Raw genomic sequence first — 13,975 nt, 5'->3', positions numbered from 1 at the left:
GTTGAATTGAGGGGGAGATTTTAAAAATAAAATGTAAAAGTTAAGGTTTCTGAAACCTTAACTTTTGTATCAATCTCATGTATTTTTTCAGCAGAAAAAAGAAAAAATCAAAGCATCTTCTAGAGATAAATGCAAAACACTGCAAGAAGTCTGAAAATAAGCTTCCAACTTCTCGTTCAAATTCTTAAATTTGCACTTCTCGAATAATGAGGGTTTAAAAAGAAGAAACACAATATGTTTGATAATTTAAGCGATAAGTTAGATAAGGCGTTTCATGTTTTAAAAGGGCATGGACAAATAACAGAGGTAAACGTTGCGGAAACACTAAAGGAAGTGCGTCGTGCTTTGCTTGATGCCGATGTTAACTTTAAAACAGCAAAAGAGTTTACAAATACAGTTAAGGAAAAAGCTTTAGGACAAGATGTATTAACAACATTGAAGCCTGGGCAATTGATGGTGAAACTCGTAAAAGACGAGTTGGTTGAATTGATGGGAGGCGAAGCTGCAGGTGTTGATCTTTCTGGAAACCCATCGGTAATTTTGATGGCTGGTTTGCAAGGTTCTGGTAAAACTACCTTTTCTGGGAAATTGGCTAATTTCTTAAAAAACAAAAAAACAAAGAAACCATTATTAGTAGCTTGTGATGTGTACCGTCCTGCGGCGATCGATCAGTTACATGTAGTGGGAGAACAAATAGGGGTTGAGGTTTATTCTGATAAAGGAAATAACGACCCTGTACAAATTGCAAACGCTGGTATTGCGCATGCAAAAGCAAACGGACATAATGTGGTGATTGTCGATACTGCAGGGCGTTTGGCAGTAGATAAAGAAATGATGGATGAAATATCTAACATTCACGCTGCAATTAAACCAAACGAAACACTGTTTGTTGTCGATTCGATGACTGGGCAAGATGCCGTAAATACTGCCAAAGCATTCAACGATGTGTTGGATTTTAACGGTGTTATTCTTACCAAATTAGACGGTGATACTCGTGGGGGAGCTGCCTTATCGATTAAATCGGTAGTTAATAAACCAATTAAATTTATAGGTACGGGAGAGAAGATGGACGCTATCGATGTGTTCTATCCGTCGCGTATGGCCGATCGTATTCTTGGAATGGGAGATGTTGTTTCTTTAGTTGAAAGAGCTCAAGAACAATACGATGAAGAAGAGGCGCGTAAACTTCATAAAAAAATTGCAAAGAATCAGTTTGGGTTTGACGATTTCTTAAATCAAATTCAGCAGATTAAAAAAATGGGAAGCATGAAGGATTTACTAGGAATGATTCCTGGTGCCGGAAAAGCTTTAAAAGGAATGGATATCGATGATGATGCTTTTAAAGGTGTAGAGGCTATTATTCATTCAATGACTCCAGAAGAAAGATCGAATCCTTCTGTTTTAAACGGAAGTAGAAAAAAACGTATTGCAAAAGGAAGTGGAACATCTATTCAAGAAGTGAATCAGTTATTAAAACAATTCAACCAAATGAGTAAGATGATGAAGATGATGCAAGGTGGCGGTGGCCGTAAAATGATGCAGATGATGCAAGGGATGAAGTAAATTCATTTTAAAAAAAAATAAAAAATCCAATAAACCTAAAACCCATATAATGGAAATTCTAGACGGGAAAAAAATATCCAATCAAATTAAAGACGAAATTGCTGTTGAGGTTGAAAAGATGAAGAAAAAAGGGGAGAAAGTTCCTCATTTGGCAGCAATCATCGTAGGGAACGACGGCGCTAGCCTTACTTATGTAGGGAGTAAAGTGAAGGCCTGCGAGCGTGTTGGATTTGAGTCTACTTTGGTTAAAATGCCAAGTACAACAAGCGAGTTAGAATTGCTTAAAAAAATTGAAGAACTCAATAAAGACGAAAATATTGACGGTTTTATTGTACAGCTTCCGTTACCAGAGCAAATTAATGAGCAAAAGGTACTTATGGCTGTCGACCCAGATAAAGATGTAGATGGTTTTCACCCGATGAATTTTGGGAAAATGGCGTTGGATATGAGTACGTTTATTCCGGCAACACCTTTCGGAATTTTAGAATTGCTAGAGCGTTACAACGTGGAGACTAAAGGAAAACACACAGTGGTTATTGGTCGTTCGCACATTGTTGGTCGCCCTATGAGTATTTTGATGGGAAGAAAAGGTTTTCCAGGAAATTCAACCGTTACATTAACGCATAGTCACACCAAAAATATCACGCAAATTACTTCGCAAGCTGATATTATTATTACAGCTTTAGGGCAACCTAATTATTTAAAAGCTGAAATGGTAAAAGATGATGTAGTTGTGATAGACGTAGGGATTACACGTGTGCCAGATGAAGATGCGCCACGCGGTTATAAAATTACTGGCGATGTAGATTTTGAGAATGTAAGTAAAAAAGCAAGTTATATTACGCCTGTGCCTGGAGGTGTAGGACCAATGACGATTGCCATGTTACTTAAAAATACACTGTTGGCAAGAGAACGTCACAGAGCAAGAAATTAAAATTTTAAATAGAAAAGGAGCTTTATTAAAAGCTCCTTTTTTTTGTTTTTTCTGAATTATATCTCGCGAGTCTGCTTTGAGGAGCTTGACTTTTTCCCGTATTCGTTTTTGTAAATTCGTACCAACAGCAAAAATAAACTTACTAATAGCGGTCCGAAAATAAGACCGATAAATCCAAACAAAGGAACACCAACAACAACTCCAATAAGTGTAATAAGTGGGTGGAGGTTTGATAATTTATTCTGAACAATAATCCGGAAAACATTGTCGGTAGAGCCAACAACTACGGCGCCGTAAATTAATAGTCCGATTGCTTGCCAATTTTGCCCTTGTGAGAGCAGTAACAGCGTTACTGGTAAAATACCTAATGCAGTACCAACAAAAGGAATCATGGAACCTACAATGGTAATTACAAACCAAAATAGCGGACTCTCAACTCCAAAAATATAATACCCAATTAAAGCAACAATACCTTGCATAAGCGCCACCAAAGGAATTCCGATTGCGTTAGACTTTACAATTTCGCTACTTTCCTTAGAAATAGCTTCAATATTTTCGTTGTTTAAAGGGATGTAAGCTAGGAATATACTTTGAAGATTCTTGGCATTTATCAGCATAAAATAAAGAATAAAAAACATAATCCCGATAGCGATAACAGTGTCGAACGTAGAACCTGCAAGCCCTTGTATTTGTTCTGAAACCCAACCAGAAACGTCTTTTGTTTTTACTTGCTGAAGTACATCAATATCTACATAGTTTTCAACTTGTGCTACTTTTGATTTCAAAATGGTTGTAATTTCTTCTGAATTCTTTACAGCGTTTTGAATTTTAGATGAGAGTAATAAGATGATTAAACTTACCGGAATAACAATAATTACTACCGAGATAATACAAATAATGGTTGCTGCTAGCCAAGGTTTGTAACCTTTGTCTAATAATTTTATCATGTAATTTCTGAAAAGAACATAAACGGTAATGGCTCCTAATATTCCAGATAGGTAGGGTGTTAATTCTTTGAAAATTAAAAAGCCTAAGGCAATGATGCATGCCAGCATAAAAAGTTGCCTAATCAAAGATGGGCTAAGTTGGTCTTTACTCATAAATTTACTTTTGATTGGAGAATTATATAAAGTTAGTCAAAGTTTTTAAAGTAAATAACTATGGTTTAGATTGTTTTTCTGAAGTGTCTTTTACCAAAACTCTTGTTTTAGGGAAACTGTCGGGGTAGTTTTTCTGTATAAATTCGATTAGCTTTTCTCTAACAAATACGCGTAAATCCCATGCTTTCGGAGAGCTGTTTGCACTCATAAGTGCTCGTATTTCTACATAGTTTTCTTTGGCATCTGTTACTTGTAGAACATTTGCTTTTCCGTCCCATAAATTTGTACTTTCTAGAAGCCGGGTGAGTTCTTCGCGTAAAGCATCAAAAGGAATGTTGTAATCGGTGTAAATAAAAACAGTACCCAGAATATCTGAGTTGGTACGTGTCCAATTCTGAAAAGGTTTTTCAATAAAGTAGGAGGTTGGTAGAATTAACCTGCGTTTGTCCCAAATTCTAACTACAACAAAAGTGAGTGAGATTTCTTCCACCCATCCCCATTCGCCTTCAACAACGAGTACATCGTCTAGTCGGATAGGTTGTGAAATGGCAATTTGCAATCCTGCCAAAATCGAACCGATAACTTTTTGTGCTGCCAAACCTAAGATGATTCCAGCAACTCCCGCCGAAGCAAATAAACTTACGCCAATTTTTCGGACGCCTTCAAAAAGCATTAGTGTTGCTGCAACTGCGATGATGATAATTATAAAAATTACAATGCGTTCTAGAAGGTTGAATTGTGTGTAAAGTTTCCGCGCATACAGGTTGTCTTCACTTGTAAAATCGTATCTTTTTAGGTAGCGAGATTTTAATACTTTTAATAAAACTATGAGTGCCCATGCAATACTTATAATGAGTAAAATACTGCTTAATTTTCCGATGAGAAAGGTAGTTTCTTCAGTATAATTTAAAAAACTACTCGCACCAGTTTTAAAAAAAATGGAGAGGGTAAAAAGGAGAATAGGAGTTATAAAACGCTTGGATTGTGTCATGAGTTGGCTTTTAAGTTGGTTCTTTTAAAATATAAAACTTTACGAAAGAAACCAATTCATTAACAAGCTTATAACCTATAACGTTGGCGCAAAAAAAATCCTGACTTATAACAGTCAGGATTTTAGATATAGATTTGCAGAATGTTTTTACTGATTCATCGTCATTAAAAACTCTTCATTGTCTTTTGTCATTTTAATACGTTGCTCCATAAACTCCATTGCTTCAATAGGGTTCATATCCGACAAGTATTTACGTAAAATCCAGATGCGTTGAATTGCATTTTCATCTAGTAATAAGTCATCGCGACGTGTAGAAGAAGAAATCAAGTCGATAGCTGGGAAAATACGTTTGTTAGAAATACGTCTGTCTAACTGTAATTCCATATTACCAGTTCCTTTAAATTCTTCAAAAATAACCTCGTCCATTTTAGAACCTGTGTCTGTAAGTGCAGTAGCAATAATAGTAAGCGATCCGCCACCTTCAATATTTCTTGCAGCACCAAAGAAGCGTTTTGGTTTGTGTAAAGCGTTGGCATCAACCCCTCCACTCAATACCTTACCACTTGCAGGTTGTACGGTGTTGTATGCACGTGCCAAACGTGTAATAGAATCTAATAAAATAACCACATCGTGGCCACATTCTACCAAACGTTTTGCTTTTTCCAATACAATGTTGGCAACTTTTACGTGTCGGTCTGCAGGCTCATCAAAAGTAGATGCAATAACTTCTCCACGTACATGGCGTTGCATATCGGTAACCTCTTCTGGGCGCTCGTCGATAAGTAAAATTAATTGGTACACTTCTGGGTGATTGGCAGCAATGGCATTGGCAATGTCTTTTAACAACATTGTTTTACCCGTTTTTGGTTGCGACACAATCATACCACGTTGTCCTTTTCCGATAGGCGAAAACAAATCTACAATTCGTGTAGACATAGTGCTTTGTCTTTCGGCAATTTTAAATTTTTCCGTAGGGAATAAAGGCGTTAAATGCTCAAAAGAAACACGGTCTCTTACCACTTGTGGGTCAAGTCCGTTGATGAGGTTTACCTTGATAAGCGGGAAATATTTTTCACCTTCTTTTGGCGGACGCACAGTTCCTTTTACGGTATCTCCAGTTTTTAATCCGAATAAACGAATTTGCGACTGAGAAACATAAATATCATCTGGAGATGATAAATAATTGTAATCGCTACTTCTTAAAAATCCGTAGCCATCTTGCATAATATCTAAAACACCTTCACTTTCAACAATTCCGTCGAACTCAAAATCTGGTTCGCGGTATCTGTTTTTCTTCTCCTTATCAAAGTTGTCTTTGTCTTTTGGAGTGTTGTTGTTTTTATTGTTGTGGTGTTGTTGTTTGTTTCGTTGCTGTTGCTGATTGTTGTCTTTGCGAGCTTTTTGATTTTTGTTATCATTTGTATTGCTCTTCGACGTGTTGTTGTTCTTTTTAGAATCTTCTTTTGCAACAGTTTTTTCCTGATTGTTCTCTGGCTTACTAGCAGTAGCTTCCGTAGTAGTTTTATCAGTTTTAGTATCAGGAGTTTTTTGTGAGTCTTGTTGAGAAGTATTTGTTTTCTTTGGAGTTCTAACTCTTTTTCGTTGTGAGGAAGGAGCCGATGCAGTTTTCTTCTCATCCGTAGGCGCAGGTTTGTTTACTTGAGCCTTTTCTTTTGCTACTGCATCTGGACTTGCTGCTTGAACGTCTAATATTTGGTAAATTAAGTCGTTCTTTTTAAGAGATTTGTATTTTGAAATACCCGCCACTTTGGCAATCTCATGCAATTCAGCAAGTTTCTTTGCTTTTAAATCTGAAATTTCAAACATTGATTAAATAAATAATTTATTATTGGTTTGAGGAAAAAAATGATTTGTTTTCTTGAAAATACTTATATGAAGTACAAAATGGAACGTAGTAAAGTACTCGTTTCGAATTGACTACGCAATATTACAAATTTATTTTAATAAACAAGCATATTTTTTCGAAAAGAACGCTATTTTTGCCATACAAAACTAATAAAAGTGTTACAACGCATACAAAGCATATATTTACTTGTTGTAGTATTGGTAAGTGGAGTTTTACCTTTTTGGGTAGCACTTTGGACCGATACCGAAGGGCAAGCAGTATACGCTCAAAACGACATTTTGTACAGCGCTGCATTTTTGGCAATTGCCATATTAGCTTTTGTAGCAATATTTTTATTTAAGAAACGAAAAAATCAATTTGTGTTAAACAGATTGAACATAATATTTAATCTTTTTTTACTAGGATTTTTCGTTTATCGATCGCTAGTCTTATCCGGAGAAACCAACGTTTCAGAGAAGGGTATTGGGATGCTTCTCCCTATTGTTTCTATCGTTTTTTTAGTGTTGGCCAACAGAGCCATTAAAAAGGACGAAGATCTCGTAAAATCAGTGGATCGGTTACGATAAACCTAACATCTTAGTATATTAGTGCGTTAAGCCCAGGTGAAGATCTGGGCTTTTTTTATGTCTTAAAAAAATGTTTTTTTGGGTGTTGCGCTCTCGCGCCGGGCTATTCGTTACAAGTCCTCGCAAAGCTCCGGGCTTTACACTGCTATCCCTAACACGGCGAGTTGTGAGAGGAAGTAGATGTACGAATGTTTTTATGAGTAGATAAGTTTCAAAAGGTGCAGAGGGGCAAAGTTTCAGCCAAGAAAACTTTAACTTATTACCTCGTTACCTTTTTCACTTCTCATAAACATTTAACCGATTCAACATTTTCAATAATCTTACATGATGTGACATCTCGACTCCGCTCGATGTGACTCTTGATTTTTAATTGTCATTTCGACAGAGAGAGGGACGAACGACGAGAAATCACATAACGAAGGGGTTTTCGATTGAAGTATAAAAGTCACAGAAGGACAAAGGTGCAAAGTTTCAACCAAGAAAACTTTAACTTATTACCTCGTTACCTTTTTCACTTCTCATAAACATTTAACCGATTCAACATTTCAATAATCTTACATGATGTGATGTCTCGACTACGCTTGTCTACCGACAAAGGCAGGCTTGATATGACTCTTGATTTTTAATTGTCATTTCGACAGAGAGAGGAACGAACGACGAGAAATCACATTACGAAGAGTTTTTAGTTTGAAGTTTAAAAGGTGCAGAGAGACAAAGGTGCAAAGTTTCAACCGAGAATACTTTAACTTATTACCTCGTTACCTTTTTCACTTCTCATAAACATTTAACCGATACAACATTTCAACAATCTAACATGATATGACATCTCGACTCCGCCTGTCTACCGACAAAGGCAGGCTCGATGTGACAGAGGTTTGAAAATAATAAAGGGGCAAAGTTTAAATATAGAAAACCCTTAACTCTTTTAATCGTTTGCTTAGAGGTATAAAACGAGATTACCAAATAAAAACAGCTAAGGTTTCTGAAACCTTAGCTGTTTTATTTTTTTAACTTCAACAATTAACCAATTCAACGGTTAAACAAAAAGAGACCTTGACTACATGTAGCATAATTAAGTTTGAGACTTCCAGTTTCTAACTTTCGTCTTCAAACCACTTCTCTCTATTTGTATTCAGAAACAAAATGCAGTTTTACATTCGGGTATTTCTGTTGAGTCATTTGGATAGAGAACGCAGAGTCTGCTAAAAACACTAATTGTCCTTGTTTGTCTTTAGCTAAAAACTTCTGCTTTACACGTTTAAACTCTTTAAATTCTTCGCTATTTGCATCTGCAGGTTCTACCCAGCAAGCTTTGTGTACAGGTAAGTTTTCGTAGGTACATTTTGCACCATATTCGTGCTCCAATCTGTATTGAATAACTTCGTATTGTAGCGCTCCCACAGTCCCGATAATTTTACGGTTGTTCATTTCCAACGTAAAAAGCTGTGCAACACCTTCGTCCATTAACTGGCTAATCCCTTTGTCAAGTTGTTTCGCTTTCATTGGGTCGGCATTGTTAATGTATCTAAAATGCTCTGGCGAAAAGCTAGGGATTCCTTTAAAGTTTAATGCTTCACCTTGTGTAAGGGTGTCTCCAATTTTAAAGTTTCCTGTATCGTGTAATCCTACAATATCTCCAGCAAATGAAATGTCTACAATCTCTTTCTTTTCAGCAAAAAAAGCATTCGGACTAGAGAATTTCAATTTTTTATTATGACGAACATGTAGGTAAGGAGTGTTTCTCTCGAAAGTTCCAGAAACAATTTTTATAAACGCCAAACGGTCGCGGTGTTTAGGGTCCATGTTGGCATGGATTTTAAAAACAAAACCAGAAAATTCTTTTTCGTTCGGATCTACCAAACGCTCTTCTGCCTTTTTAGGAAGCGGATTTGGAGCGATGTCTACAAAACAATCAAGGAGTTCTCTAACACCAAAATTGTTTAAAGCCGAACCAAAAAACACAGGTTGTAAATTGCCTTTTAAATATTCGTCACGGTTAAAATCTGGATACACTTCGTAAACAAGTTCTAAATTGTCTCGTAAGTCGGTAGCAGCTTTTTCTCCAATTATTTTTTCCAATCCTGGGTTGTTAACATCGTCAAAAGCAATGGTTTCTTCAATGTTCTTTTTGCTATCTCCGCTAAAAAGGTTAATGTTTTTCTCCCAAACGTTGTAAATCCCTTTAAAATCGTATCCCATTCCGATAGGGAAACTAAGCGGAGTAACTCTCAAGTTTAGTTTTTGCTCAACTTCATCCAATAAATCGAAAGCGTCTTTCCCTTCGCGGTCTAATTTATTGATGAAAACAATCATAGGGATGTTACGCATGCGGCAAACTTCTACTAATTTTTCGGTCTGTTCCTCAACCCCCTTTGCAACATCAATTACCACAATAACACTATCTACAGCAGTAAGCGTTCTAAAGGTATCTTCAGCAAAATCCTTATGTCCAGGCGTATCGAGAATGTTAATTTTTCGATCTCTGTAATTAAATGCTAAAACCGACGTAGCTACCGAGATTCCTCTTTGGCGTTCAATTTCCATAAAGTCACTCGTAGCACCTTTTTTAATTTTATTGCTTTTAACGGCACCTGCTTCTTGAATAGCACCACCAAAAAGGAGTAGTTTTTCTGTTAATGTAGTTTTACCAGCATCTGGATGGGAAATAATCCCGAAAGTTCTTCTTTTCTTAATTTCTTCTTGTAAACGCATGCGTACCTTTTTTTCAAGACTGCAAAAATAATTGATTCTTTAAGATGCATCACTATGATTGTAATTATTTATTTCATTCTAATAATTAGTGTATTACCTATACATTAATATTAATATATATATGAGTACGATTTACCTTTAACACTTTGTCGAAAGAATATGGTTATACGTCTATTTTAAAACATGATTGCTATCAGCTTTTATACATTTGTTTTGTGTTAACGTAATTTTAACATTTAAACCCTAAATAAAACCCAAATTTTATTAACCTAAAACTCAAAAACATGAACAATTTTAAATATGCTTATGGTGAATCTCCTAAGAAACTATTCAGTTTTCTATTTTATTTAACATTGTGTTGTTAGAGTTTTAACAAGATTTTTCGGTATTGCTACTTATTTATTATCAGTAAGTTAGTTGTTTTTCTTGCGAATGTGTAGTATGTCGAAATATGACGTAGGTCAACTATTTAAATTTTAAAAGCTATGCGTGCATAGTAAATTTGTGTAAAGGTTTTAATTAATGTTTTTAACATTTAAATCGAATAGATGTATCTGATGAAAAAATTATACATTTTATTAACATTTATTTTTTTATTACCAATAATAGCACTCGGACAACAGGCGGGCGATTATAAAGCTATTGCTGATGGTTATTGGGGGAATGCGAGTATTTGGCAGCGTTTCGATGGTAGTAATTGGGTGGCTGCAAGTGTATCACCAGGGAAGGCAAGTTCGCATGGTGAGGTTACAATAGCAGGCTATACTGTTAGGTTGAATTCCGACGTGGAGTATATTTTTTCAAAACTAATCATTAAAGAGGGAGAAGGTAATTCTAAAATAGGGGCATTGGTTGTTGAGTCATCGGCTCAATTATTGGCAAAGGAAATAGTTGTTCAAGATAGAGGAGCCATACGTTGGCGTTACACAAATGTAACGTTAGACCTGCACAAAGATGTGAATCTAATAATAGAGTCTGGGGGGAATTTAGCAGGAAATGGTGATGGAGGATGTGTAAGTAGTAAAGCTTTAAGTATAGGAGGTGAATTGTATGCAGCCTGTACAGGTAGTGCTGTAACTTTTCAAGATGTTATAGATGCTGGTGGGGTAAATTATAGCCCGAAGCTTACCATTACGAACATAAATACAAACTCGTATAATGCTGTTGGGGATGTAGTTACTTATGAAATTACAGTTTCAAACGAAGGGCTTTCTGATCTAGAAGATATTACAGCCGTAGATCCTAAAACAGGATTAGACGAAACACTCAGTTTAGCTGCTGGAGAAAGTCGTACATATACATTAACATACACCGTAGTTCAAGCTGATGTAGATGCAGGTTATATAAAAAATACTGCAAGCGCTGTTTATGGAAGTGTTGAAGTAACTTCAACAAATGGAAAGGAAATAAAATTTAGAGTGTTTCCTGTGGAGTTGGTGGTGAATACTACCGATTGTCAATGGGGTTATAATTATGAGGTTAAATTGGCATATGATATTGTTTCAACTGAAACAATGTATACTTTTCAAGGAGAATTAGTTTGTCCTGAAGGAAACGGATATTTTGATATGCCAGAGACAACAAGTCGTGGGTATACACAAACAAATGCTGGTTATGCTAGAAATCAATCCGATTGCGCTACAGCAACTATTGACGACATAGGATGTCAAGTTGTTGATATACAGCTTTATGGAAATGGGATTCCTGAGCAGAAAGTTACATTTAATATGTTGGAAAATGATTATTACAATGTAGTAGATGCCGATAACACTGTTTATATGGGGGCAGAAGAAAATAACCCTCCAGAGATTACTATAAACAACAACAACGGGATGTTGCATTGTGTTGATGGGCAAACTACCATTGTTAGTCAAAATAGTGTTTCGATTACCGACCCAGAAGATGGAGAAAATGGCCAGTTAGAACAGGTTTTTATACAAATTTCTGAAAACTACAAAGATGGAGATTTGTTGAGTTATGATAATACTGTTACAGGAATTACTTCTAGTTGGAGTGAAACAGAGGGGAAATTAACTCTTACAGGGCCAGCAAGTTTTAATGAGTTTGAAGATGCTATCGAGTCTGTTTATTACACTTCTTCAAATCCAGATATTTCAGATGATATTCGCTCAATATCTATAGTTCTTAATGAGTTGAATTTTTTAGCATCAACAGGGCACTATTATGAGTATGTCCCTTCCGTAGGAATAAAGTGGACAGAAGCAAAAGCAATTGCCGAGACAAGATACTTTTATGGAATTCAAGGATATTTGGCAACAATTACTTCTGAAGAAGAAGCTGCTCTACTTGGTGAGCAAGCAGAAGGTGCAGGTTGGATTGGTGGTAGTGACGCTGAAATTGAAGGGGAGTGGCGTTGGATGACAGGACCAGAAGCCGGACAACAATTTTGGCAAGGAGGAACACCAGCGCAAGGAGGGACAGTGTACTCAGGAGCCTATGCTAATTGGAATAATGCAGAGCCAAACAACCAAAACAATGAAGATTACGCGCACATAACATACAATGTTGGTCCTATTGGAAGTTGGAATGATTTGCCAGATGCAGGTACTAGTGGAAATTACGAGCCAAAAGGATATTTGGTAGAATATGGTTGGACTGATGGTACTGATGAGTTTCCAAAAATAGCAGCTACAACTACAATTACTCCATTTATAGCACAAACTCATCCTGTTGATCAAACGGCTTTTGCAGGAGATGAAGCGACATTTGTGGTGACAACTCGCGCAGCAGATTCATATCAATGGCAAGTTAGTCTTGACGGAGGGGATACTTTTACTGACATTTCAGCAACAGATGATAATTATCAAGATATAAATACTCCAGGATTAAAAGTTGTAAATATAGATAAGGATAAGGAGGGGCATATGTATAGAATGATAATGCAAAAAGAAGAGTGTAGTTATACCTCAGATGCAGCAACCTTATTCGTGAAAATAAGAACTGTAATTACCAATCGAAACCAAACTTATAGAGTTAATAAAAGTTAGCTCGAAATTTAAAACATTAAACTTAATTCAACCTCAATAAAAATGAAAACAAATTGCTATAAAATTAAAAATAACTACGTCTGTAGGACCTAGTAAAAAGAGCTTTAGAAGAAGCTGAAAAAACACCAAAATAAATATTAAAAATTGAATGTTGCTGTAGACAACAGTTAGAAACTTTTGTCTATTTATAAAGGATTATTGCTAAAAAATAAAGTTTTAAAATGAAAAACGGGATTTTAATTATTGTATTGCTACTTTCTGGTTTTGCGTTTTCTCAAACAACTATAAACCTTGAAAATCAATGTAACTGTGAAATTATAAAAGGTACAGAGGTTACCAATGCTGGAGCAACGGTAAATCCTGCCGATTTAGGAGATATCTATGTAAATACAGATACGGGAGTATTGTATTTCTGGGATGGAGACTCATGGGAGTTGACTTCGGGAAGCTTAGTAAGGAATGTTGAATTCAAAGTCGATAAAGTAAATAAAAAACTTATTCTAATTGATTCGGAAGGGAAAGAGGTAGAAGTGTCTTTTGCAGATATATCAGCAGAAATTAATACAGATGAACAAGAATTATCTTTTTCAGAAGAAACAAATAAGTTAGCTATTTCGAATGGTAATGAAGTTGATTTATCCTCTTTAGATGATAGTGCAGTAATTGAAACATTAGATGGTAGAGTTACAGCCAATGAAAACGCGATTGGAGCATTAGAAGCGAGTGTAGCTGCAAATACTAATGCTATTGCAGCGAATGCTACAAATATTTCAAATAATACAGATGCAATTTCTGAGAATGAAGCAGCAATTGGAGTATTAGAAACGAGTGTAGAAACGAATACTTCAGCTATTTCAGAAAACACAGCTGCTATTACAACAAATACTGAAGACATCACTTCATTACAGAATGAGAAGGAAGATGCATCGAACAAGTCGGATGATACAGCATTAGGAACATCATCAACGTTGTTTCCAACACAAAATGCAGTAAAGACGTATGTAGATAATTCGATAACAGCTTCAGAGCAGACAGTAGTAAGTGTTGATGAAGGGAATAGTATAAAAGCAGGAACCGACGGCGGTGCTTTTTATGACGATAGCACTTTGCAAACAAGTGTAGCCACAAATACTAATAATATTGCAACGAATGCTGAAAATATTTCAGATAATACAGATGCAATTGCTGATAAGGAAGATGCATCGAATAAGTCAACCGATGGTACTTTATCAGA

The 13,975-nt window shown here is 36.0% G+C and carries 9 protein-coding genes; 5 read left to right on the top strand and 4 right to left on the bottom strand.

The annotated features are described in order from the left end of the window. Positions 1-234: 234 nt before the first annotated feature. A complete protein-coding gene (gene ffh / locus JMA43_RS00045) occupies positions 235-1,563 on the top strand; it encodes a signal recognition particle protein (RefSeq protein ID WP_342153669.1) in 1,329 nt (442 codons plus the stop codon). A gap of 49 nt (positions 1,564-1,612) precedes the next feature. Next, the gene (locus tag JMA43_RS00040; protein ID WP_342153667.1) at positions 1,613-2,497 is read left to right on the top strand and encodes a bifunctional 5,10-methylenetetrahydrofolate dehydrogenase/5,10-methenyltetrahydrofolate cyclohydrolase; all 885 of its coding nucleotides are present in this window, start codon (positions 1,613-1,615) and stop codon (positions 2,495-2,497) included. Positions 2,498-2,553: 56 nt separating this feature from the next. On the opposite strand, the gene JMA43_RS00035 is transcribed toward JMA43_RS00040, so the two are convergent. The 3 genes from JMA43_RS00035 to rho all read right to left on the bottom strand — a co-directional run bounded on the left by JMA43_RS00035 (position 2,554) and on the right by rho (position 6,415). Beyond that, positions 2,554-3,597, bottom strand: coding sequence for an AI-2E family transporter (locus JMA43_RS00035; protein WP_342153666.1), 1,044 nt, complete (start codon positions 3,595-3,597; stop codon positions 2,554-2,556). A gap of 58 nt (positions 3,598-3,655) precedes the next feature. After that, entirely contained in the window at positions 3,656-4,588 is a 933-nt protein-coding gene (locus tag JMA43_RS00030; RefSeq protein ID WP_342153664.1) for a mechanosensitive ion channel family protein, read from the bottom strand. Positions 4,589-4,735: 147 nt separating this feature from the next. Then, on the bottom strand, positions 4,736-6,415 hold the full coding sequence (rho, locus tag JMA43_RS00025; protein WP_342153662.1) for a transcription termination factor Rho: 1,680 nt from the start codon (positions 6,413-6,415) through the stop codon (positions 4,736-4,738). A 195-nt stretch (positions 6,416-6,610) separates the two neighbouring features. Here rho and JMA43_RS00020 point away from each other — a divergent pair, with 195 nt between their 5' ends. Beyond that, the gene (locus JMA43_RS00020) at positions 6,611-7,021 is read left to right on the top strand and encodes a DUF4293 domain-containing protein (protein ID WP_342153660.1); all 411 of its coding nucleotides are present in this window, start codon (positions 6,611-6,613) and stop codon (positions 7,019-7,021) included. Between the two features lie 1,122 nt (positions 7,022-8,143). Here the strand turns inward: JMA43_RS00020 and JMA43_RS00015 are convergent. After that, positions 8,144-9,733: a peptide chain release factor 3 gene (locus JMA43_RS00015; protein WP_342153658.1), complete on the bottom strand. Its 1,590-nt coding sequence runs from the start codon at positions 9,731-9,733 to the stop codon at positions 8,144-8,146. A 557-nt stretch (positions 9,734-10,290) separates the two neighbouring features. Between JMA43_RS00015 and JMA43_RS00010 the strand changes: the two genes are divergently transcribed. Next, a complete protein-coding gene (locus JMA43_RS00010) occupies positions 10,291-12,741 on the top strand; it encodes a DUF7507 domain-containing protein (RefSeq protein ID WP_342153656.1) in 2,451 nt (816 codons plus the stop codon). A gap of 221 nt (positions 12,742-12,962) precedes the next feature. Continuing rightward, positions 12,963-13,975: hypothetical protein (locus JMA43_RS00005; RefSeq protein WP_342153654.1), on the top strand; the 1,013-nt coding region annotated here is incomplete at its 3' end.

It is taken from the genome of Joostella sp. CR20 (assembly GCF_038433465.1).
Taxonomy (GTDB): Bacteria; Bacteroidota; Bacteroidia; order Flavobacteriales; family Flavobacteriaceae; genus Galbibacter.
This window is presented reverse-complemented; position numbering and strand designations above follow the sequence as displayed.